The sequence below is a fragment of the Streptomyces sp. NPDC057623 genome, assembly GCF_042800355.1.
GTDB lineage: Bacteria > Actinomycetota > Actinomycetes > Streptomycetales > Streptomycetaceae > Streptomyces.
On sequence record NZ_JBHVGZ010000027.1, the window covers coordinates 24955 to 47755 of the forward strand.

The following is a 22801-nucleotide window of genomic DNA, read 5'->3' on the forward strand; positions in this document are numbered from 1 at the left end:
CCCCTTCTGACGTGCTGGGCAGCCGTCAACCGTACGCGAAGGAGACCCGGAATCGCTACGGCGACTACACGTCGACCTCGACGATCTTCTTTCCGTCGAAGTCCATGACCTCGACGTGATCGACGTCGTCGGGGGCCATCGAGACGCCGCCGCTGACGTAGAGAGGGTTCCTGGCCTGCTCGGTCTTGGCGTCCGGGATGCCGTAGCCCCACTTCGGGACGGACCAGGAGGCGGCCGTCTCGCGCTCGCCGTCCTTGCTGACGAAGATCAGGGAACACTTGAGCGGACCCTTGACGCCCTTGAGTTCGAGGGCCGTCTCGGTGCCCCACAACTTCTCGGACAGGGCGACGGTCGCGCTGACGCCGGTCGTCGAGTCGGTCCCCGAGACCTTGTTCTCGATGCCCGTGAACAGGTCCTTGGCGGGGTTGGCCGCCTGCACGGTCCGGTTCTCCTCGCCGCCACCGGCGCCGTCCCCGCCGTTCGTCGCCACGGCCACGAACGGGCCGCCGACGATCAGCGCGGCCGCCGCGGCGACCATGTAGAAGCTGCGCCGGCGCTTCTGGGCGCGGCGCTCGGCGACCTCGTCGACGAGCTTGTTCACCAGGCGCGGGCTGGGCTTGGCGGAGAGGGAGTCACCGATCGCGGGCGTACCGGCACCGGGCAGGTCCGCGAGCGCGGCCAGCATCGGTTCCATTCCGGCGAGCTCGTCCAGCTGCTGGGCGCACCATTCGCAGGTCGCGAGGTGCGCCTCGAAAGCGGTTGCCTCGGCGTCGTCGAGGATCCCGAGGGCATAGGCGCCGACGGTCTCGTGCTCGCTCGGGGCCGGATGTCCCTGCATGGGACCAGACATACCCGAACCGCCCATCCCGAATCCCTGGTTTCCCCCGTAAACACTCATCACGCCGTCACCCCCCGCTCCTCCAGAGCCAGCTTCATCGACCGCAGGGCATAGAAAACCCTTGAGCGAACGGTGCCGCTGGGTATGCCCAGAGTCTCGGCCGCCTCGTTGACCGTACGCCCCTTGAAGTACGTCTCGACCAGGACCTCCCGGTGGGCGGGGGTCAGGTCGTCGAGTGCGTCCGACAGCGTCATCAGCCACAGCGCCTTGTCGATCTCGTCCTCCGCGGGGATGACCTCCAGCGGCGACGGGTCGACCTCCTGCGGCCGGGCCTGCCGGCTGCGGTGGCCGTCGATGACGATGCGCCGTGCGACCGTCACCAGCCAGGGGCGTACCGATCCGGTCGCTCGATTGAGCTGTCCGGCGTTCTTCCAGGCACGGATGAGCGTCTCCTGCACGACGTCCTCTGCTCGTTGCCGGTCACCGGCGACCAGTCGAAGGACATACGCAAGGAGGGGTCCGGCGTGCTCTCTGTACAGCGCACGCATCAGCTCCTCATCAGGTTCCGAGGGCTGGGACATGCGATGTCGGGCCCTCGATCCACGTTCATTGGCCACGACGGAATCCTTGCGCACGCCCACCTCCGATGTCCGGGGGTTCCCCCAGTCGGTCGCTCGACCACCCGTACGGAAGCGGCCCGTTGAGCGTTCAAAGTGAGGCGACAGTTTTCTTCGGAGTGACGTGACGAGCGGGACATGGCAGCACATTCCCACCGTGCGATCTTTACATTTCCGTCACATCGGCAAGATCAAAAAAGAGCTTCCCTACGGGTGCGTAGGTAAACGGCATGTAATCGAAATCACTTCGACAGCCGTTCCACAGAAGCCGCATAACGGACTGTCAGGCACGGGCGAGGGCCGCGCGGCGACGGTGCCGGGCCACCCTTTCCCGGTTCCCGCAGACCTCACTGGAGCACCAGCGCCTCCTGCGCCCCCGGGACGAATCGACATAAACGATCGGGCAGTTGTCTCCCTCGCACTCCCTGAGCCCAGCCCGCGCGACCGGATCGGTGAGCAGTTCCAGGGCGTCCCGCGCGAGGGCGCCGAGCAGCGCGGCGCACTCGGGCGGATGATCCAACTGCCGGACGAGGGTCCCGTCTTCACCGCGTACGGCACGGGGGGCGGGCGGCGCCGCGCGGGCGATGTCGTTGACCCGGGCGAGCGCGATGTCGTACGACGGCCAGGGCTCGGGGGCGAGTCCGCCGCGCACCAACTGTCCGATACGTCCGCGCAGTTCACGGAACCCGACCAGCCAGGCGGCGTCGGCGTGGGCCAGCGGCGTACCCGGTGGCGCCAGACCGGCCCCGACGATCCAGGCGCGCAGCACCTCGACGGAGTCGAACCGCTCGTCGGGGTGGGTGGTCGCGAGGAGATCCAGAGAGATCCGCCCGGCGCCGAATCGCAGTTCGTACGGGCCCGTGGCCGTACCCAGTGCCATGTGCCTGTCACCGCCTAGGGTCACCCGGTCAGCAGGGGTCGGTGAGATGCCGTGAGGAGAGCTGGGAAACCGTTCCCTCTAACAGTGCCTGCCCAGAAGCGGAGCCGGAACCCCTCGTACCGGCGGCAGGCGCTGGACGACCGCTTATGGGGCTGCGCGTGACGGCCATGTCCGGGCGGGCCTCGGGTCCGTTGACTGGAGGGCATGACACGGAACAGCGCAATGGCCGGAGCGGTACTGGGCGCGGCCACGGTCGCGATGGGCCTGATCGCCGGGGCCTTCTACATCTTCGCCTGCGGGGTGATGCCGGGGCTGGCGCGCAGCGACGACCGGGTGTACGTCGACGTCATGCGCGACATCAACGGCGCCTTCGAGAACCCGGTGTTCTTCCTGAGCTTCCTCGGGGCGCTGGTGCTGACGGGGGTGTCGGCGTGGCAGCTGCGCGGGGCGTCGTACCGGGGGTGGGTATGGGCGGCGGCGGTCGCGTACGGGCTGGCCTTCGTGGTCACCGTCGCCTTCAGCATCCCGCTGAACGACAGTCTGAAGGGGGGCGGTGATCCGGCCGCCCTGCGGGAGGCGTTCGAGGACCCGTGGTTGGCGTGGAATGCCGTACGGGCAGTGCTGGCGACGGTGGCGGTGGGGTGTCTGGGGCGGGCGCTGGTGCTGTACGGCAGGGCGCGGCTCCGGTCAGCTCGACCCAGCCCGTCCGGCGTGTGAGGACGAGGCCGTTCAGGCCGAAGCGGGGGTCTGGGGGCGGCAGCCCCCAGCGAGGGCGACACGACGCCGGGTGCCCCCTCACCGGTCCGCGTACTTGGCGTCGGCAGCCGGGTCCAGCGCCAGCCGGTACCCCCGCTTCACCACCGTCTGGATCAGCTTCGGCGCCCCCAGAGCCGTACGCAGCCTCGCCATCGCCGTTTCCACGGCATGCTCGTCCCGCCCCGCACCCGGCAACGCCCGCAGCAGCTCCGCACGCGGCACCACCCAGCCCGGCCGTCGGGACAGGGCCCGCAGCAGGGACATCCCCGCCGGCGGCACCGGCCGCAGCGCCCCGTCGACCAGCACCGCGTGCCCACGGATCTCCACCCGGTGCCCGGCGATCGGCAGGGACCGGGCCCGGTTCGGGAGCTCCTGGCAGAGGAGCTGGACCAGCGGACCGAGGCGGAAGCGTTCGGGCTGCACGGTGTCGATACCGAGGGCCTGCAGAGGCAGCGCGGTGACCGGGCCGACGCAGGCCGGGAGGACGTCGTGGCTGAGGGCGGCGAGCAGCTCCGCGAGCAGCCCGCGTTCCTCGGCCCGCGAGAGCAGGGACGCCGCGGCGGGCGCGCTGGTGAAGGTGACGGCGTCCAGGCCGCGGGAGACCGCCGCGTCCAGCAGCCGGTCGACCGGTCCGATGTCCTCCGGCGGCAGCCACCGGTAGACCGGCACCCCGAGCACCTCCGCTCCCCCGGCCCGCAACGCCTCCACGAACCCGGGGAGCGGCTCCCCGTGCAGCTGGATGGCGATACGGCGCCCGTCGACGCCCTCCTCCAGCAGCCGGTCCAGCACCTCGGCCATGGACTCGCTGGACGGTGACCACTCCTCGGTCAGCCCGGCGGCCCGGACCGCGCCCTTGACCTTGGGGCCGCGCGCGAGCAGCTCGACGCCGCGCAGCCGTGCCAGCAGGTCCTCGCCCAGTCCCCACCCGTCGGCGGCCTCGATCCAGCCCCGGAAGCCGATCGCTGTCGTGGCGACCACGACGTCCGGCGTCCGCTGGATGATCTCCTTGGTGGCGGCGAGCAGTTCGCTGTCGTCGGCGAGCGGCACGATGCGCAGGGCAGGGGCGTGCAGCACGGCGGCGCCGCGTCGCTGGAGCAGTGCCCCGAGCTCGTCGGCCCGGCGCGCGGCGGTGACGCCCACGGTGAACCCCGCGAGGGGTCCATGGTCGGGTTGCTGCTGTTCGTCGTACATAGAACTCTCGTCCCGCACTCGAGGGGTGGTGCCTGCGCCAGGTCGGCCGCACCGGGTGGCCAAGGTTCGATGGTGCCTTCCTGATCGCACCCGATGGTGGTTACACCTGCATGCCGAACGAGCCTGTCAACGGTGCGTGACAGGCTCGGTTCAGCTTGATGTCGGCGGTGTTACGTCACACCTCTGCGTAGCTGAGCTGCGGTTTTGCCTCCGTCGCCGTTGTGGCGTTCGTCTCGGAGACAGCCGGGCGGCGAAGGTATACGGCCCAGGTGACCACGAAGCAGACGCCGTAGAAGGCGAGGAAGGTGACGAAGGCGCCGGTGCCGGAGCCGACGGAGAGGAAGGACTGGCGGAAGGCGAGGTTGATGCCGAGTCCGCCGACCGCGCCCACCGCGCCGATGAGCCCCATGGAGGCACCGGAGAGCCGGCGCCCGTAGGCGGCGGCCTCGTCACCGGTGAGCCCCTTGGCGAGGGCCTTCGCGTGGAAGATGCCGGGGATCATCTTGAACGTCGAGCCGTTGCCGAGCCCGCTGAGCACGAACAGGGCGATGAACGCGGTGGTGAACAGCGGCAGCGACTTCTGCATCGAGGCCACGATGATGACCGAGGTCGCGGCGGCCATGGCGACGTAGTTCCACAGCGTGATCTTCGCGCCGCCGAACCGGTCGGCGAGCGAGCCGCCGATGGGGCGGATGAGGGAGCCGAGCAGCGGGCCGATGAAGGTGACGTAGGCGGCCTGGAGCGGCGTACGGCCGAACTGGGTCTGCAGGACGAGGCCGAAGGCGAAGCTGTAGCCGATGAAGGAGCCGAACGTCCCGATGTAGAGGAAGGACATGATCCAGGTGTGGGCGTCCTTCGCGGCGTCCTTGGCGGCGCCGGTGTCGTTCTTGACGGACGAGATGCTGTCCATCTTCAGCCACGCGAGGGTGGCGGCGATCACGATGAACGGGATGTAGATCCCGAGCAGCAGGCGGGGGCCGCCGCCGGCGCCGATGACCGCGAGACCGATGAGCTGCACGACGGGGACGCCGATGTTGCCGCCGCCGGCGTTCAGGCCGAGGGCCCACCCCTTCTTGCGGAGGGGGAAGAAGGCGTTGATGTTGGTCATGCTGGAGGCGAAGTTCCCGCCACCGACACCGGCCAGCATCGCGCACAGCAGGAACGTGGAGAACGAGGTCCCCGGCTCCATCACGGTGAACGCGGCGACCGTCGGCACCAGCAGCAGGGTCGCCGAGATGACCGTCCAGTTCCGGCCACCGAAGACGGCGACGGCGAAGGTGTACGGCACGCGGACGACGGCGCCGACCAGCGTGGCCATCGAGACGATGGTGAACTTGTCGGCGGGGGTGAGCCCGTACTCCGGCCCCATGAAGAGCACCATCACCGACCACAGGGTCCAGATCGAGAACCCGATGTGCTCGGAGAGGACCGAGAAGAAGAGGTTGCGCTTGGCGATCTTCTCTCCGGTCTCGTTCCAGAAGGCCTCGTCCTCGGGGTCCCAGTGATCGATCCAGCGGCCTCCCCTGCTCGCAGCGGGGGCTGTGCTCGGGGCTGTCATGACGCCTCCACGGTCTTCGGGCTCGGTCGCACTACGAGTGCTGATCCCGAAGGTAGAGAGGCCGCGTTTCCAAGCTGTGGCGACGAGTGACCGGAAAGGAACTTTGCTCTCACCCGGCGGAGAGGGTGGATGAGAGGTTCTGTTGGTCGCTCCCTTAAGGAGAGGGCGTCCGCGCGGGGTGCGTCAGTGCTGCGGCGGCTGCGGGGGCTGCCAGTGGGGGTTCTGCTGGGGGTAGGGCTGCGGCTGGCCGTACGGCTGCTGCTGCGGCGGCGCGTACGGCTGCTGTGGCTGCGGCTGGCCGTACGGCTGCTGTGGCTGCGGCTGGCCGTACGGCTGCTGTTGCTGTGGGGCGCCGTACGGGCCCGGGGCCTGGGGAGCGCCGTAGGGGCCCGGGGCCGGGGCGGCGTACGGGGCGGGGGCGGCCTGCTGCCCGTAACCGGCGGGGGCGGGCGGGGGCTGGTTGCCGTAGGGGCCGGCGGCGAAGGGGTTCTGCTGCGCCGGGAACTGTCCCGGGACCTGCGCGCCCGGCGGCAGGTAGCGCACCCGCCCCGTCTGGTCGGTGACCGGCATGAACCCGGCGGCCTGGAGCCTGGCCGCGAACCTGGCATTGCGCTTGCGGGTCACGGCGAAGCCGATGCCGACGATCGCCATGAAGAACGCCCAGGTGAGGAACGCGGCGACCCAGGCGGCGGCGTCCGCGCCGAGCCGCAGCCCGAGGATCACCGCGCCGACGGTGAGCCCGATGGCCGCGTAGCCCATCCGCTTCTCGGCGTTCTTGCCGGTCAGGTCGAAGTTGATGCGGGCCTTGAGCAGTTCGAAGGCGTCGGGGATCAGGGGCGGTACGGAGACGCCGTCGCCGACGTTCGGATACTGCGCCCAGTTCTGCGCGGCGCGGGCGCGGGCCTGGGGGCTCGGGTCGGGCGCGATCAGCATGACGAGCGCGTTGTTGCGACTGCCGCTCTGCCGGACGTCCATGTACTCGTACCCGAACTGCTGGGCGAGGAAGGCGAGCGTGGCGAGCTTCTTCACCGAGGCCATGGGGCTGGTCAGCTCGACCGGCTCCCCGCTCGCCATCAGCCGCAGCATCTTCTGCACCTGCCGCTTGCTCATCCCTACCCGCTCCCCACCGGCCGCACAGGCCCGCCCGGCCACTTGGGCCGCCCCGTTCACTTCCGCAACGCGATCAGTGTTCCACGGGGGTCTGACAGCCGGAACCTCGGCCGGTGGGGTTCACCGGATCTTGGTGGAACTCTTCACCGGGCCCGGTGCCGCGTCGCTTTCCCGGCCCCGTTCGGCCACATTCTCGGGCTTCGCTTCGCGGCGATGTCCTCGACCCAGCCCACGGCGATGATCGCCAGGCCGATCAACGGCCACACCAGGAAGAACATCCAGATCATGTAGGTCGAGTCGAGCGCCGCCGTGGCTCGTTCGTCCTGCATGAAGGGGAGTTGGTAGAGCTGGTCGAGGAGCGGGACGGTGGCCATGATCAGGAGGTTGTGCCAGAGGTAGATCGTGACCGCGCGGTTGTTGGACAGCGTCACCAGCTTGTCCCACCTGGCGAGCCGTCCGGGCAGTTCCTGCCACGACGGGGAGTACTGGAGCAGGATCACGACGAACCCGAAGGACCAGGTGGCCTGGGCCAGCGGGATGTCGTTGAGGTCCCAGCCGTCCGGGCCCAGGTGGCCCGAGGCCCACCACAGTCCGAAGGCCATCACGAGCGAGGCGCCGGAGACGGCCACATAGCGCGGGATCTTCGCCAGGAAGCCCTCGTGGTGGGCGAAGCCCAGGACCCAGCAGCTGCCGTAGACGGCGAAGTCGGTGACCGCGTTGCCCGTCTCGCCGGGGATGGAGACAAGTCCGGTGCCGACCACCGCCGTCAGTCCGAGCGGGGCGAGCAGGGTCGGCCACGGTGCCCTGCGGAACGCCCACAGCAGCAGGGGGGACGCCACCACGAACCACAGGTAGGCCCGCAGGTACCACAGCACGCCCGCCGCCTGGACCGCCCAGGTGTCCTCCAGCAGGCCCGACTGGGAGCCGATGTGCCAGGGGAAGGGCGGTGCGCCGATCGGGACGACGTAGTTGACGAGTTCGACCAGGGCCCACGTTCCGCTGTGGTCCGGGTCCTTCGCCGGGTTCCAGCCGCCGCCGAACATCAGCGCCAGCACCACCGCGCTGAACACCCACAGGGGAGGGAGGAGACGGCGGACGCGCCCCTTGATCACGCCCCATGCCGGGCGGTTCAGGGAGCGGGCCATCAGCGAGCCGGCCAGCGCGAACATCACGCCCATGGACGGGAACAGCACCGTCAGCCAGGCCCAGCCGAAGAGGTGGTAGACGACCACGCGGACCAGGGCCAGCGAGCGGAGCAGGTCCAGGTACCGGTCCCGGCCCGGCTTCCTGGGCGCGGCCGCGGCGGGTTCGACGGCGGGTGCGGGGGGCGCGGGAGCCGGCTCCGGCTCCGTCGTGCGCTGCTGCGGGACGGCGTGAGGCGCCGTCATCTGAGCCCGCCACGCGGTCTCCGCGGGTCCGGCCTCCGTGCCCCCGCCCGTGCCCGTCGGCTGGTATCCGTGGGTCATCCGACCGGCCTCCGGTCACCGTCGCGCGTGCCCGCCGCCCGCTGGCGCGGTACGGGCCCGCCGGGCGCCTCGACGACGCCCGTGCGGCGCAGCTTCTGCCAGCGCAGGCGGCCGCCGGTGAGGGCGGTGATCCAGGACTGGAGCAGGACGACGTACATGAGCTGGCGGTAGAGGACCTGCTGGAGCGGGAGGGAGATCAGATGGGTCATGCGTTCCTTGTCCAGGCGGAAGGCGTAGGCGGCGCAGACCACCTGGATGGCCAGGACGCCCAGCCAGGCGCCGATCGTCTTCTGCGTCGGGCCGAAGACCAGTCCGTAGAGCAGGAACACGTCGATCAGCGGGGCCAGCAGCGGGGCCAGGACCATGAACAGCGACACCAGCGGCAGGCCGACCCGGCCGAAGCGGCCCGACGGGCCCCGCTCCACCAGTGCCCTGCGGTGCTTCCAGATCGCCTGCATCGTGCCGTACGACCAGCGGTAGCGCTGGGACCACAGCTGCTGGACCGACTCCGGGGCCTCGGTCCACGCCCGGGCGTTCTCGGCGTAGACGACCCGCCAGCCGTCCCGGTGCATCGCCATGGTGATGTCCGTGTCCTCGGCGAGCGTGTCGTCGCTCATGCCGCCGACCCGTTCCAGAGCGGACCTGCGGAACGCTCCGACCGCGCCCGGGATGGTCGGCATGCAGCGCAGCATGTCGTACATCCGGCGGTCGAGGTTGAAGCCCATCACGTACTCGATGTGCTGCCAGGCCCCGATGAGGGAGTCCCGGTTGCCGACCTTCGCATTGCCCGCGACGGCGCCGACGCGCCGGTCGCCGAAGGGCTGGACCAGCTCGCGGACCGTGGCCGGTTCGAAGACGGTGTCGCCGTCCATCATCACGATCAGGTCGTAACGGGCGTTCGCCAGGCCCCGGTTGAGGGCCGCCGGCTTGCCCGCGTTGAGCTGGCGGACGACGCGGACGTTCGGCAGGCCCATCGCCTCGACGATCCGTGCCGTGCCGTCGCTGGAGCCGTCGTCGATGACGATCACCTCGATCGGGTGCTCGCTCGCCATCAGGGAACGGACGGTGTTCTCGATGCACTTGGCCTCGTTGTACGCCGGGACCAGCACCGACACCGGTTCGGTGACCGGCGGGCCCCAGGAAAAGCCCCGGCGCCGCACCCGGCGCGCGTGGATGCCCGACAGCAGCAGCATCAGCACGAAGCGGCTGATGACCAGGAAGCCGATCACCGCGAGACCGACCACCATGACGCCGGTGATGTCGTCCGACGCCTGGACCAGGAAGACCCAGGCCTTGCCCTTCCACCGGTCCAGGCCGGTGACCTGGGTGTGCGCGCTGGGGGCGTCGAGCGCCTCGGTGAGGTTGTCGAACTCGTAGCCCTTGGCCTGCATGTCCGGGAGGAACCGGTCCAGCGCCTCGACGGTCTGGTGCCGGTCGCCGCCGGAGTCGTGCATCAGCACGATCGCGCCCTTGCCGCCCTTGGGGGTGGCCCGGCGGATGATCTCGTCGACGCCGGGCTTGCGCCAGTCCTCGCTGTCGGTGTTGTTGACGACGGTGATGTAACCGCGCTTGCCGATGTACTCGGTCACCGGCCAGGACTGGTTGTCCATGGCGTCGGCGAAGGAGGAGTACGGCGGCCGGAACAGGGAGGTACGGATGCCGGCCGCGCCGCTGATCGCCAGCTGGTTCTGGGACAGCTCCCAGTCGATGCGCTTCTTCGACTGGTAGGAGAGGTCGGGGTGGTTGAAAGTGTGCAGGCCGACCTCGTGGCCCTCCTCGACCATGCGCCGGACCAGGTCCGGATAGCGCGAGCTCATGGTGCCGGTGACGAAGAAGACCGCGTGCGCGTCGTGCTTCTTGAGCACGTCCAGGACCTTGGGGGTCCAGGTCGGGTCCGGGCCGTCGTCGAAGGTAAGGACGAGTCGGTGGTCCTGGAGGCCCAGGCTCTCGGTGCGGCCGCTGCGGGTGTCGATGACGGGGCCGCCGCTCAGGATCTCCTGAGGCACCTTCTCGGTGGCGGCGGCGGGACGGACACGGTGATCGGCCAGGATCTCGCTGTGGACGTACCCGCGCAGCATCAGCATCGCCATCAGCGCGACGAGGACGAGGCAGGGCAGCAGCAGGCGCATGGGCACGCGGCGGCGCCGGGAGCCGTCTGGGGCTCCCTTCGCGGGCCCGTGACGGCGGGTGCGGGAGGCCATCAGAGGGTGTACTCCGGGGACGGGGCGGGGGCGGAGGCGAGGTCGCCCGGCTCCTGCGCGATGGGCGACGGGTCGCTCGGACCGTCGGCGACCGTGCCGGTGCCGGGTTCGTCGATGGTCGGGGTGTCGGTCGGCTCCTCGGTGGGGCCGCCGCCGTCCGTCGGGGTCGGGTCGGGGTCGGGCGCGGTGGGCTCGACGGTCGGATCGGGGTCCTGGGTGGGATCCGTGTCCGGCTTCGTGGTGGGGTTCGTGGCGCTCGGCTCGGGATCGGCGGACGCCCCCGGGTCCTCGGCGCCGGCCGACGCGCCGGGCGCGGTCGTGTCGGCGCCCGGGGACGCGGTCGTACCGGGGTCGGCCGTCGGCGAGGCTCCCGGCGAGACATCGCCGGTGCCGGAGGGCACCGGTGCCGACTCCGCGGGCAGCGGCGAGGTGTCGACCTGCCCGGTCGGCTGCTCCTTGGGGCCTTCCACCGGCAGCCAGGGCGCGTCGGAGTTGCCGGACAGCACGGTGGCGACGATGACCACGGCGTAGACGGCGCAGGCGAGGGCCACGGCCATGCCGATACGGCGGTAGCGGCGGCTGCGGCGGCCCGACTCGTCGACGAACACCGGTCCGTCGGAGCTCTCGCCGCCGCCCGGGGCGTCCTTGGCGGCGCGCAGCATGTTGTCGAGCTGGACGCCCACGCCGTCGAGCTGGACGGTGACCTCGTGCGGATCGTGGGTCGCGCCGGGCCGCACGGACCCCTCCGGCTCCTCGGGCTCGCTCCACGGGTCGCGGACAGCGCGAGCGGTGCCCGCGGAAGCAGTGTGGGTCTCGCCGCCGGCGGGGAACCCGCCCTCGTTCCGCCGGGCCGACGGCCGCTCGAAGGCCGACCAGCCGTCAACTCTCCCGACCGACGGAAGCACCGCGGTCTCGTCGGCCCCGGAAGCGGACGCGGAGGCCCGGGGACCGCCTCTCAGGATCTCTGTCTCGTCGGCGTCCGAGGACGCGCGCCGGCCGCCGTGGTGTATCTCCGTCTCCCTTGCTTCGGATCGGGAGCGATGGCCCTGACCGGGCACACCAGGCACGCCGACCGCCCCGGTCGCCGGGAAGGCCTGGGTGTCACCCCGGAAACCCCCCGCGGAAGAACCGCCTCCGGGGCCCGCTGCGATCTCGGGCCACTCCGGTTGGGCGTCTTCTCGCCACTTCTTCACGTGCACGCACATCCCCCCACGGGACCGTTCTGGGTGCGCGCACGACACTGAGCACCCGTCGCCGTACCGAGCCCCCACCCGGCCGAGCGCCCCCCATTACCACATCGTGCTCAGGCCAAGAATGTAGCGCACGCGGAGGTTTCGTGGTTGCCGTGTGTCAATTGTGCGCACTCATGATGGCCGAATCCATGGCCGAAATCCACGCGTCGGCGGGCCTGCGGAGCCAGTCCTCCTCGGCCGTGACCTGGGCCGCAGCCCGTCGAAGGGCGTCGAACGCGGGGTGCACCAGGCCCTTTCGCCACACCAGGGAAACAGGTGACAGGGGCACCGGATCGATCAAGGGACGCAGCACGGTCCGGGGCATGGCCGGAAAGTCCACGACGACGAGGACGGGAGTCCCCGTCTTGGCCATGATCCGCTCGAACTCCTCGTCCCCCACGGCGAGCGGGGCGGGCGCCGCGACCTCGATGCCCCGGCCGTCGAACAGCCGGTGCGCCAGGTCGGTCCACTCCGGGGTACGGGGGTTTCCGGCCCCGGCGTAGACGGTCTGCCCCGCGAGCGCGGCGAGCGGCACCGCGTCCAGCGCCGCCAGCGGATGCTCCTCGGGGAGCAGGATCGCCATGGGCTCGTAGCGGACCGGCTGATGGTCGAGGTCGGCCCGCAGCGCCGGGTCCAGCCCCGCGAACCGGCCGAAGGACGCGTCCAGCCGCCCCGCGGCCATCTCGCCGGCCGCCCCCGTCAGGCCGCTCTCGTAGCGGGCCATCAGCTCGTGCTCGGGGGCGAGTTCGCGGGCCCGGTACAGGACGCGGCGCGGGGTGCCCAGGCCCGGGGAGTTGATGTCCACCAGCAGGGCGCGCGCCTGGCCGAAGGCGGCGAGCAGATCGTCCTGGGCCTGGAGGACCCGGCGCGCGTACGGCACCAGCCGCTCGCCGTCGGCCGTCAGCGCGACCTGCCGGGTCGTCCGCACGAACAGCTCGGCGCCCAGTTCCCGCTCCAGCCGCCGTATGTCCCGGCTGAGCGCCTGCTGGGCGACGTACAGCCGTGCCGCGGCGCGCGTGAAGTGGAGTTCCTCCGCCACGGCGAGGAAGGCACGCAGAAGGCGGGGGTCGAGGTGAGCGGGAGCGGACATGCGGGGAACCTACAGCGCGCGCCCGTCTCACAACACAGGTGCGTGAATCCGCGCCGAGCAGGTGTTGGACCACGTGATCCACTCCGGGTGACGGTGGATCCATGCCGCAACCGCCGTCCGGAGAAGACCGGACCGTCCCTCACGCCCCTTTGCTCACCGTCACCGCCGACACCCTCGTCGCCGTCGACTTCGGCGCCCGCACGAGGAGCCGGCCGCCCGGCCCGTACCGCCGGCTCTTCGAGCACCCCGGCACACGTGCCTTCACCCTCGCGAACCTGGTCGCCCGCCTGCCCATGGGCATGTTCAGCGTGAGCGCGGTCGTGATGATCGCCGGCACCCGGGGCTCGTACGCCCTCGCCGGCGCGGTCACCGCGACCGGCCTCGCGGCGACCGCGCTGGTCGCCCCCTGGACCGCACGGCTCGTCGACCGGTACGGACAGGCCCGGGTGGCCGTGCCCGCCACGCTCGTCGCCGCGCTGGGCAGCCTCGCGCTGCTGCTGTGCGTGCGCTACGAGGCCCCGGTGTGGACCCTCTTCGCCTCATACGCCGCCACCGCGACCACCCCGAACACCGGCGGCATGTCCCGGGCCCGCTGGTCCCATCTGCTGAAGGGCGACGCCGGGTCCCTGCACACCGCGAACTCCTTCGAGCAGGCCGCCGACGAGCTGTGCTTCATGCTGGGGCCGGTGCTCGCGGCCTTCCTGTGCGGGACGTTGTTCCCGGAGGCCGGGACGCTGGTCGGGGTCGTACTCCTGGTGACGGGCGTGCTGGCCTTCGCGGCGCAGCGGTCGACCGAGCCGCCGACGCCACCTCGGGACCGGCCGGGTGCGACGACGCATACGGCCGTGAAGTCGCCGTTCCGCGCCCCCGGCATGCCCCCGTTGCTGGCCGTCTGCCTCGCCATGGGCGCGGTGTTCGGATCGACGGAGGTCGTCACCCTCGCGTTCGCGGACGCGGCGGGTCACCGTACGGCGGCGGGTGCGGTGCTCGCGCTCCAGGCGGCCGGGTCCTGCGCGGCGGGCCTGCTGTACGGCCGGCTCAGGCTCTCCGGTCCCGCCGAGCACCGCTACCCCTGGTGCATAGCGGCGATGACCACGCTGCTGACGCTGCCGCTGCTCGCCGCGTCCCTGACCGGCTCGCTCGCGCCGCTGGCCCTCGCCCTGCTGATCGCCGGCATGGCCACCGCCCCGACCATGATCACCAACATGGCCCTGGTGCAGCAGCGCACCCCGGACGGCCGCCTCAACGAGGGCATGACCCTCGCGGTGACGGCCTTGCTCGGCGGGATCGCGTGCGGCAGCGCGGCAGGAGGCTGGATGGCGGAGCACGTGACCCCGACAGCCGCCTACGGAGTACCGCTCGCAGCAGCGGCGACAGCACTGCTGATCGCCCTGGCGACAACCCCCTGAAGGGGCGCGGGCCTGCGTCAATGTGCGGCTCCGCCGCAGGGCGCGACCAGCCACAACGGCGCCGCGGACAAAAGGCCGCCCACCACACGGCGCCCCCACCGCTCAACCCCGCGGAGCGACCCGCGCTCGCACGGGCCCCTTCGCCATCAACGTGATCCCCGCCCCGAGCGGCACCTCCCCCTCCCCCGCGTCCTCGAACGCGAACTCCCGCAGCAGCACCGCCAGCCCCAGCACCGACTCCAGCATCGACAGGTGCTGGCCTATACAGGCGCGCGGTCCGCCACCGAACGGGAACCAGGCGTACCGCGGGCGCCCCGCCTCCGCCTCGGGGGTGAAGCGGGAGGGGTCGAACCGCTCGGCGTCCGGCCAGTGGTCGGGGTGGCGCTGGGTGACCCACGGGCTGACCAGGAGGTCGGCGCCCGCCGGTATCCGTACGCCGTCGACCTCCGCCTCGACGACCGAGCGGCGGCCGATCACGGGCGCGGAGGGGTACAGCCGCATCGCCTCCTTCACCACCATCGTCAGATACGGCAGCGCCTCCATGTCGTCCGCGGTGGGCGCCCGTCCGCCGGGGCCGCCGAGCACCCGGTCCACCTCCTCCCGCACACGGCGCTGTTCCTCGGGGTGCCGGGCGAGCAGGTGCAGGGCGAAGGCGAGTGCGGTGGCGGTCGTCTCGTGGCCTGCCAGCAGGAAGATCAGGACCTGCTCGCGGAGTTCGTCGGCGTCGAGGCTGCCGTCCTCGGCGTTCTCGGCGTGCACGAGGAGGGTGACCAGGTCGTCCCGGTCCTCCCGGCCGCGGCGGCCGGCGATGATCCTGTCGCACAGCGCGTGCAGCTCCGCCTGGAGGCGTCCGGCGCGGCGGTTGGCGGGGGTGGGCCAGGAGCGCGGCACCCTGAGCGGGGAGAAGCCGCGCTTGAGGGAGTACTCCTGGAGCGCGGGCAGGGTGCGCTCGATGATCCCGAACGCCTGCTGTACGTCCGTTCCGAACAGGATCCGGCCGACGACGTGCAGCGCGAACCGGTGCATCTCCCCGACCAGTTCGACGGTCCCGTCACCGGGCACGGCACGCCAGCCGGCGGTCAGCGCGGCCGCCTCCTCGGCCACCTGGATCGCGTAGCCGTTCACCCGGCGGCGCGTGAACAGCGGCTGCACCAGGCGCCGTTGGCGGAGGTAGGTGGCGTCCTGGCTGGTGAGCAGTCCGTTGCCGACCGACTGGCGCAGCTCCTCGTAGAAGACGTTGTCCTTGCGGAAGTCGGCCGCCCGGGTCGCCAGCACCTGCTGTGCTCCCTCGGGGGAGAACACCGCGTAGATGTCGGACCGCAGCCCCGGTGGTCCGGCCCGGAAGCGCACCACGTCACCGTGGTCGCGGCGGGCCCGCAGATATGCGGCGAGGGGGTCGTTCAGCAGGTCGCTCATCGAGCCGAGCAAGGCGCTCCCCGTCACGATCGGCGCCTGCGCGGCCGTCGTCGTCATCGTCATGGTGCCCCCCATTCCCATGCCGCCCCATTGACTCACTCCCAGGTCGCACATACCTTCGCCAATCGAAGCGCTTCGACACCAGTGATCGAAACGATTCGACAGGACCAGACGCGCTAAGGGACCCCCACATGAAGTTCACCGACGGCTACTGGCTGCTGCGCGAAGGCGTCACCGCGGCCCACCCCGCCACAGTCCTCGACGTGACCGAGTCGGACGGCGCCCTGGAGATCCACGCGCCGACCCGGCCCATCCGCACGCGCGGCGACCTGATGACGGGACCGGTCATGACGATCAACGCCCACACGCCGATGCCCGACGTCATCGGCCTGACCCTGACGCACTTCAGCGGCGAGCAGCCCCGCGGCCCCGAGTTCGAGCTCACCGAGTCGGCGGAGACCGCCGCGCAGATCTCGTACGACGACGAGCACGCGACCCTCACCTCCGGCGGGCTCTCGGTCCGGGTCGCCCGCACCGGCTCCTGGCAGGTCGAGTTCCTGGCCGGCGGCCGCACCCTCACCTCCAGCGGCCCCAAGAGCATGGGCATCATGCGGGACGCGACAGGCGCGCACTACCTTCGCGAACAGTTGAACCTCGGCGTCGGCACCTCCGTCTACGGTCTCGGCGAGCGCTTCGGCCCCCTCGTCAAGAACGGGCAGGTCGTCGACATCTGGCAGTCCGACGGCGGCACGTGCAGCGAGCAGGCGTACAAGAACGTGCCGTTCTTCCTGACCGACGCGGGCTACGGCGTCTTCGTCGACACCCCGGGCAAGGTCTCCTTCGAGGTGGCCTCGGAGGTGGTGTCCCGGGTGCAGTTCAGCGCGGAGACCCAGGAGCTGACGTACTACGTCATCCACGGCCCGACCCCGAAGGACATCCTCCGCAAGTACACGGCCCTGACCGGCCGCCCCGCCCTCCCGCCCGCGTGGTCCTTCGGCCTGTGGCTGTCGACGTCCTTCACGACGTCGTACGACGAGGAGACGGTGACGTCGTTCGTGGACGGCATGCGGGAGCGCGAACTGCCGCTCTCCGTCTTCCACTTCGACTGCTTCTGGATGCGTGAGTTCAACTGGTGCGACTTCCAGTGGGACCCGCGCGTCTTCCCGGACCCGGAGGGGATGCTGGCCCGGCTGAAGGCCAAGGACCTGCGGATCTGTGTCTGGATCAACCCGTACATCGCCCAGCGCTCCCCGCTGTTCGCGGAGGGCAAGGCGCTGGGGTACCTGCTGAAGCGGCCGGACGGGAGCGTCTGGCAGTGGGACCTGTGGCAGCCCGGCATGGCGCTGGTCGACTTCACCCTGCCCGCCGCCCGCGACTGGTACGCCGCGAAGCTGGAGGCGCTGCTCGCGCAGGGCGTCGACTGCTTCAAGACCGACTTCGGCGAGCGGGTGCCGCTCGACGTGGCGTGGTCCGACGGCTCCGACCCGGAGCGGATGCACAACTACTACACGTACCTCTACAACCGCACCGTCTTCGACGTGCTGCGCAAGCACCGGGGCGAGGAGGAGGCGGTGCTCTTCGCGCGCTCGGCTACGGCGGGCAGCCAGAAGTTCCCGGTGCACTGGGGCGGCGACTGCGAGGCGACGTACGAGTCGATGGCGGAGTCGCTGCGCGGCGGTCTCTCGCTCGGCCTGTCGGGCTTCGGCTACTGGAGCCATGACATCGGCGGTTTCGAGGGCACGCCGACGCCCGCGCTGTTCAAGCGGTGGCTGGCGTTCGGCCTGCTGTCCTCGCACAGCAGGCTGCACGGCTCGTCGTCGTACCGCGTCCCCTGGCTGTTCGACGAGGAGTCGGTGGACGTGGCCCGCCACTTCACCCACCTCAAGCTGCGCCTGATGCCCTACCTCTACGAGGCCGCCCGCATCGCCCACACCGAGGGGGTGCCGATGATGCGGGCGATGGTGCTGGAGTTCCCGGACGACCCGGGGTGCGCGCATCTGGAGCGGCAGTACATGCTCGGGCCGGACCTCCTGGTGGCCCCCGTCTTCAACGACGAGGGGGACGTGACGTACTACGTCCCCGAGGGCATCTGGACGCATTTCCTCAGCGGGCGGACGGTGACCGGTCCGCGCTGGGTGCGCGAGCAGCACGACTTCACCAGCGTGCCGCTGCTGGTCCGGCCGGGTGCGGTGATCCCGGTGGGCGCGGTGGACGACCGGCCCGACTACGACCATGCCGACGGGGTGACGCTGCGGGCGTACGGCCTGGAGCGGGGCGACCGGCGGACGGTGCGGATCGGAGACGTGGTCTTCACGGTCGTACGGGAAGGGGACACGCTGCGGGCGTCCTGCGACGACCCGGCCGCGCCCTGGGGGCTGGCGTCGGGCGAGCGGGAGGTCCGGGCGCGGGCGGGGACCGGGTTCCTCTCGCTGGAGCTGGGCTGATGGTGAAGATCACGGATGTGGCCCGGCATGCCGGGGTCTCCCCCAGCACCGTGTCGTACGCGCTGAGCGGCAAGCGCCCGATCTCCGACGAGACCCGGCGCCGCGTCGAGGAGTCCATCCGCCGGCTCGGCTACCGCCCGCACGCCGGCGCCCGTGCCCTGGCCGGCGGCGGGTCGAACGTGCTCGCTCTGGTGATGCCGCTGCGGACGGGCATCGACGTTCCGGTGGTGATGCAGTTCGCGGCGTCGGTGGTGACGACGGCCCGACGCCACGACCACGACGTGCTGCTGCTGACCCAGGAGGAGGGCACGCAGGGACTGCGGCGGGTCGTGGACACGGCGTTGGTCGACGGGCTGGTCGTGATGGACGTGCAGCTGAACGATCCTCGCCCTGCGCTGTTACGCGACCTGGACCGGCCGTCGGTGATGATCGGCTTCCCGGCCGATTCGGAGGGTCTGACCTGCATCGACCTGGACTTCAGGGCGGCGGGTGAGGCGTGTGTGGAACATCTGGCGCGGCTCGGCCACCGGGTGGTGGCGCTGGTGGGGTCGCCCCCGGAGGTGTACGTACGGGGGACGGCGTTCGCCCAGCGGGTGGTACAGGGCTTCACGGCCGCCGCCGACCGGGGACGGCTCATCTCCGCCGTCCATCCGTGCGAGGCCTCGCCCGCGGCGGCCCGCGCGCTCGCCGAGCGACTGCTGCGGGAGCAGCCCGCGCTGACCGGAGTCGTCGTCCACAACGAGGCCGTCCTGGGGCCACTGATCGACGCGTTCGAGGAGCTGGGCCTGCGGGTGCCGTCCGACCTCTCGGTCACCGCGATCTGCCCGGACGAACTCGCGGCATCACTCCGGGTGCCGGTCACATCGATCGCGCTGCCTGCCGCCGAGGTGGGGGAGCGGGCGGTGGAGCTGCTGGTGGCGAAGCTGGGCGGGAAGAGGGTTCCGGAGGCCACGGTGCTGGCGCCGAGGATGACGGAGAGAGGGAGCACCCGGCGGCGGGCGGTGGCGTGAACTGTCGGTGATCCTGGTGCCCGGCGGAGAGGTCCTGTGCTGTACTGGAACTGCCTCGCCGCCCGCTCCAGCAGGAGCAGGTGGGCCCCACCCGGAGCGGGATTCTCCGGGCAGGGCCCGGCTCATCAGGAGCCTGTCGGATGTCCCCAGGCTGTGTGGGGATATCCGGCTACCTGCTGAGCCACCAGAGCAGGTGGGCCCCACCCGGAGCGGGAACTCCGAGCAGGGCCCGGCTCATCAGGAGCCTGTCGGATGTCCCCATCCCGTGTGGGGATATCCGGCTACCTGCTGAGCCACCAGAGCAGCCACCTCCTCGCGTGCCGCGCCGCTCGTTCCGGCAAGAGCCGGATCAGCCGCATGACGAGAGTCGGTTTCTGCTCCTCGTGACCGCCCATGCTGGGGCGTCCTCCCTTCGACGTGAGGCGGTCAGTCACGGTCCCGGGACCGCTCTCGTCGGGCCGGGCCCCGAGGGGACGGGGCCCGGAGTGAAGGGAGGACGCACCCGTCGCGGGTGCGTCACGGGCGCAACCCTACCGGCTACGGCGCGCTGTCGTGCGACAACGGACAGCTATGAGAGGCCGTCCGCCGCGTCGAACTCCCGCCTGGCCTCCTCGACCTTCGGCAGGTTCTCCGCGGACCAGTCGGCGAGGTGGGCGAAGATCGGGGCCAGACTGCGGCCGAGGGCGCTGATCTCGTACTCGACGCGGGGCGGCACCTCGGGGTGGTACGTCCGCACGACCAGGCCGTCGCGCTCCATCTGACGCAGCCGCTGGGTGAGGACCTTCGGCGTGATCGTGCCGATGTTGCGCTGGAGTTGGACGAAACGCTGTCGGCCGAACTCGTTCAGCGTCCACAGGATCGGCGTCGTCCAGCGACTGAAGACGAGGTCGACGACCGGGGAGACCGGGCACGCCCGCTCCGGGTCGACATGCCCGCCACGCGTGGCGCCGTTGCCCAAGACACCGGTACTGCCACCCATTTGACCCCTTCCAGGGAAGTCACTTTCCTCTAGGTACCTACTATACGAAGGATGCTAGCGTCACAGACATCGCCCAACTCCACCTCTTTTCAACGACTTTGGGAGTTTTCTGTGTTCGTGGTGACCGGTGCCTCCGGAAACATCGGCCGTCCGCTCGTCGAGGCGCTGGCCCTCGCGGGCGAGAAGGTGACGGCCGTGTCCCGTAACCCCCTCCCCTACGCCCTCCCGGAGGGAGCGCGGCATGTCCGCGCCGACCTCGCCGATCCCGTCACCCTGGCTCCCGCCCTGGAGGGTGCGCAGGCTCTCTTCCTCCTGCTGGCCGGGGAGTTGCTCGGCGGCGGCGCACCCGCAGCCCAGGTTCTGGCCGCCGCAAGGGGGGCGGGCGTGCGGCGCGTCGTACTGCTCTCCTCGCAGATCAACGGCACCCGCCCGGACGCCCTCTCGCACGGCCGGCTGCGGGAGTTCGAGGACGTTGTACGCTCCTCGGGCGTCGACTGGACGGTCCTGCGGCCGGGCGGTTTCGCCTCCAACGCCTACGCCTGGAGCGAGACCGTCCGCACCCGGCGCACCGTGATCGCCCCGTTCGCCGACGTGGCGCTCCCGGTCGTGGATCCGGCGGACATCGCCGAGGTCGCCGCCGTGGCCCTGCGCGACGAGGGCCACTTCGGGCAGACGTACGAGCTGACCGGGCCGGCCCCCGTCACCCCGCGCGAGCAGGCGGCGGCCCTCTCCGAGGCGCTCGGCGAGCAGGTGGGCTTCGTGGAGCTGACCCGTGAGCAGGCCCGCGAGCACATGGCGCGGTTCATGCCCGAGCCCGTGATCGAGGGCACGCTCGACATCCTCGGCGAGCCGCTCCCCGCCGAACAGCGGGTCAGCCCCGACATCGAGAAGGTCCTCGGCCGCCCGGCCGGCTCCTTCGCCGGGTGGGCGCGGCGCCACGTCCACGCTTTCGAGTAGCGCCGCGTCCGGGACGGCCTGTGCCTGTGCCTCGCGTCTCAGCAGGAGAGCGGCTTGCGCCACGCGCACTCGACGTCGGCGCTCGCGCCGCCCCTGAGTGTGGCGGCGGGCGCCGCGGCCTCGGCGGTCGACCTGGCCAGCGTCACCACGATGGCGTCCTCCAGCGCCTTCACGGACGAGGCCAGATAGTTGTTGAGGACGATGCCGTAGACGAGTTCCCGTCCGTCGGCGGCGGTGACGTACCCGGACAGAGCCGACGCGCCGGTCAACGACCCGGTCTTGGCACGGGCGTTGAGCGCGGCGGGCGTCCCGCACATCCGCGTGCGCAGGGTGCCCCCGACGAACCGGTCGGGGGCACAGGCGACGGGCAGAGAGCGGTACCAGTCGGCATACCAGGGCTCGGCGCGCACGGCGAGGAGCAGGTCGAGGAGCTGCCCGGCGGAGAAGTTGTTCATCCGCGAGAGCCCGGAACCGTCCACCTGCCGCACCTTCCCGGCGTCGACGCCCACGCCCTTGAGGTAGCCGCTGATCGCGGCCAGCCCGGCGCCCCAGCTCCCCTCCCGCGAGACCTTGTGTCCCATGGCCTTGGTGAGGATCTCGGCGTGCATGTTGTTGGAGAGCTTCATGAACGGGACGAGCAGGTCCTTGAGCGGCATGGACCGGTGGGACGCCAACTCCACGGCCGTGCCGGGTGTCTGCCGCCCGAGCCGGGTGGGGCCGCTCACCCCGACCCCGTGCGCCGCGAGCGCGTCCCGGAAGACGGCGGCGGCGTATCCGGTGGGCTCCCACACGGTGACCCACTCCTTGGCACCGGCGCCGCCGACCGGGGTCGTGCCGCTGACCACCACGGTGTTCGTGCCGTGCTCCCGCTCGACGGTGAGGGCGTTCGCCCCGCCGGCGGCGACGGTCGTGGCCCGTACGTCGATGTCGACGTAGTCGGTGTCGGGGGTGACGGACACGACCGGTTCGTCTCCGGCCTCCTCCCCCGCCGCGACCGTGACGATCACGGTCCCCGTGTCGTAGTCGGTGTCCGGCGCCACGCTCAACGCGCTGATCTGCGCGGAGTAGTAGGAGGACTCGTCGTCGGCGGCCCAGGAGCGCCCGAGCCGCACCCCGTCGAACCGGGTGTCGTCGGCGATCAGCCGCCCGTCCACGCGTCTGATGCCCTCGGCGGCGAGGCGCGCGGCCAGGTCGTCGTAGTCGTCGGCGAGCAGGGTCGGGTCCCCGGTGCCGCGCAGGTACAGGTCGCCGCGCAGCACGGAGCCGTGCCGTCGCCCGGTGGCCAGCACGTCGGTGGTGAACCGGTACTCCGGCCCGAGGATCTCCATGGCCGCGGCCGAGGTGGCGAGCTTGGTGTTGGAGGCGGGCATCAGCCGGGTGGCGGGCAGATGCTGATAGAGGAGCTCACCGGTTCCGGCGTCCGCGACCACGACGCTCGCCACCCCGCCTTCCATCCGCGCATCGCCGAGGACGGTGTCGATGGCCTCCGGCAGGCCGGTACGGTCGGCGTCCGCACCGGCCTGCGCGCCGGGCCCCAGGACGGCGGCGACGAGCGCCACGGCGACGGGCCAGATCCACGTTCTTCTACGGGAGTCGAAGCCTCTCCCGGAAACTCTCACGGGTCCGCTCATGCTTCAGCAGCATCCC

19 protein-coding genes are annotated in these 22801 nt (G+C 71.2%); 6 read left to right on the forward strand and 13 right to left on the reverse strand.

The features are described 5' to 3' along the window. Nucleotides 1–64: 64 nt before the first annotated feature. The 3 genes from ACFU95_RS25895 to ACFU95_RS25905 form a co-directional block, all read right to left on the reverse strand. Nucleotides 65–898, reverse strand: a complete 834-nt coding sequence (locus tag ACFU95_RS25895) for an anti-sigma factor family protein (RefSeq protein WP_383831818.1) — start codon at nt 896–898, stop codon at nt 65–67. Continuing rightward, on the reverse strand, nt 898–1419 hold the full coding sequence (locus ACFU95_RS25900) for a sigma-70 family RNA polymerase sigma factor (RefSeq protein ID WP_010039908.1): 522 nt from the start codon (nt 1417–1419) through the stop codon (nt 898–900). Before ACFU95_RS25900 ends, ACFU95_RS25895 begins: the two co-directional genes overlap by 1 nt. 319 nt (nt 1420–1738) lie before the next feature. Continuing rightward, nucleotides 1739–2335, reverse strand: coding sequence for a CGNR zinc finger domain-containing protein (locus ACFU95_RS25905; protein ID WP_383831820.1), 597 nt, complete (start codon nt 2333–2335; stop codon nt 1739–1741). Nucleotides 2336–2539: 204 nt separating this feature from the next. Here ACFU95_RS25905 and ACFU95_RS25910 point away from each other — a divergent pair, with 204 nt between their 5' ends. Next, nucleotides 2540–3052 carry a DUF1772 domain-containing protein gene (locus ACFU95_RS25910; protein ID WP_383831822.1) on the forward strand — a complete coding sequence of 171 codons (513 nt, stop codon included), beginning with the start codon at nt 2540–2542 and terminating at the stop codon, nt 3050–3052. 78 nt (nt 3053–3130) lie between these two features. Here ACFU95_RS25910 and ACFU95_RS25915 read toward each other — a convergent pair whose 3' ends face one another. From ACFU95_RS25915 to ACFU95_RS25945, 7 genes are all read right to left on the reverse strand, one after another. Continuing rightward, a complete protein-coding gene (locus tag ACFU95_RS25915) occupies nt 3131–4282 on the reverse strand; it encodes a uroporphyrinogen-III synthase (protein ID WP_383831824.1) in 1152 nt (383 codons plus the stop codon). A 175-nt stretch (nt 4283–4457) separates the two neighbouring features. Next, nucleotides 4458–5840: a nitrate/nitrite transporter gene (locus tag ACFU95_RS25920; RefSeq protein WP_383831826.1), complete on the reverse strand. Its 1383-nt coding sequence runs from the start codon at nt 5838–5840 to the stop codon at nt 4458–4460. Nucleotides 5841–6023: 183 nt separating this feature from the next. Next, a complete protein-coding gene (locus ACFU95_RS25925; RefSeq protein ID WP_383831828.1) occupies nt 6024–6950 on the reverse strand; it encodes a hypothetical protein in 927 nt (308 codons plus the stop codon). Nucleotides 6951–7093: 143 nt separating this feature from the next. Next, nucleotides 7094–8416: an acyltransferase gene (locus ACFU95_RS25930; RefSeq protein WP_383831830.1), complete on the reverse strand. Its 1323-nt coding sequence runs from the start codon at nt 8414–8416 to the stop codon at nt 7094–7096. Further along, entirely contained in the window at nt 8413–10617 is a 2205-nt protein-coding gene (locus ACFU95_RS25935; protein WP_383831832.1) for a glycosyltransferase, read from the reverse strand. Before ACFU95_RS25935 ends, ACFU95_RS25930 begins: the two co-directional genes overlap by 4 nt. Then, nucleotides 10617–11522, reverse strand: coding sequence for a hypothetical protein (locus ACFU95_RS25940; RefSeq protein WP_383831834.1), 906 nt, complete (start codon nt 11520–11522; stop codon nt 10617–10619). The genes ACFU95_RS25935 and ACFU95_RS25940 overlap by 1 nt, the downstream gene beginning before the upstream one ends. 445 nt (nt 11523–11967) lie before the next feature. Then, nucleotides 11968–12939, reverse strand: coding sequence for a LysR family transcriptional regulator (locus tag ACFU95_RS25945; RefSeq protein ID WP_383831836.1), 972 nt, complete (start codon nt 12937–12939; stop codon nt 11968–11970). Between the two features lie 101 nt (nt 12940–13040). Here ACFU95_RS25945 and ACFU95_RS25950 point away from each other — a divergent pair, with 101 nt between their 5' ends. Beyond that, on the forward strand, nt 13041–14348 hold the full coding sequence (locus ACFU95_RS25950) for an MFS transporter (protein WP_383831838.1): 1308 nt from the start codon (nt 13041–13043) through the stop codon (nt 14346–14348). Between the two features lie 102 nt (nt 14349–14450). Here ACFU95_RS25950 and ACFU95_RS25955 read toward each other — a convergent pair whose 3' ends face one another. Further along, entirely contained in the window at nt 14451–15827 is a 1377-nt protein-coding gene (locus tag ACFU95_RS25955) for a cytochrome P450 (RefSeq protein ID WP_383831840.1), read from the reverse strand. 128 nt (nt 15828–15955) lie between these two features. On the opposite strand from ACFU95_RS25955, the gene yicI reads away from it, so the two are divergent. From yicI to ACFU95_RS25970, 3 genes are all read left to right on the forward strand, one after another. Then, nucleotides 15956–18208 carry an alpha-xylosidase gene (yicI, locus tag ACFU95_RS25960; RefSeq protein WP_383831842.1) on the forward strand — a complete coding sequence of 751 codons (2253 nt, stop codon included), beginning with the start codon at nt 15956–15958 and terminating at the stop codon, nt 18206–18208. After that, entirely contained in the window at nt 18208–19218 is a 1011-nt protein-coding gene (locus tag ACFU95_RS25965; RefSeq protein WP_383831844.1) for a LacI family DNA-binding transcriptional regulator, read from the forward strand. The genes yicI and ACFU95_RS25965 overlap by 1 nt, the downstream gene beginning before the upstream one ends. A 252-nt stretch (nt 19219–19470) precedes the next feature. Next, a complete protein-coding gene (locus ACFU95_RS25970; RefSeq protein ID WP_383831846.1) occupies nt 19471–19605 on the forward strand; it encodes a hypothetical protein in 135 nt (44 codons plus the stop codon). Between the two features lie 181 nt (nt 19606–19786). Here the strand turns inward: ACFU95_RS25970 and ACFU95_RS25975 are convergent, their stop codons facing one another. Then, complete coding sequence (locus ACFU95_RS25975) at nt 19787–20197, reverse strand: winged helix-turn-helix transcriptional regulator (RefSeq protein WP_383831848.1); 411 nt, start codon at nt 20195–20197, stop codon at nt 19787–19789. Nucleotides 20198–20308: 111 nt separating this feature from the next. On the opposite strand from ACFU95_RS25975, the gene ACFU95_RS25980 reads away from it, so the two are divergent. Further along, complete coding sequence (locus ACFU95_RS25980) at nt 20309–21154, forward strand: SDR family oxidoreductase (RefSeq protein WP_383831850.1); 846 nt, start codon at nt 20309–20311, stop codon at nt 21152–21154. A 38-nt stretch (nt 21155–21192) separates the two neighbouring features. Here the strand turns inward: ACFU95_RS25980 and dacB are convergent, their stop codons facing one another. Continuing rightward, nucleotides 21193–22785, reverse strand: coding sequence for a D-alanyl-D-alanine carboxypeptidase/D-alanyl-D-alanine-endopeptidase (dacB, locus tag ACFU95_RS25985; RefSeq protein ID WP_383831852.1), 1593 nt, complete (start codon nt 22783–22785; stop codon nt 21193–21195). Between the last annotated feature and the right edge of the window lie 16 nt (nt 22786–22801).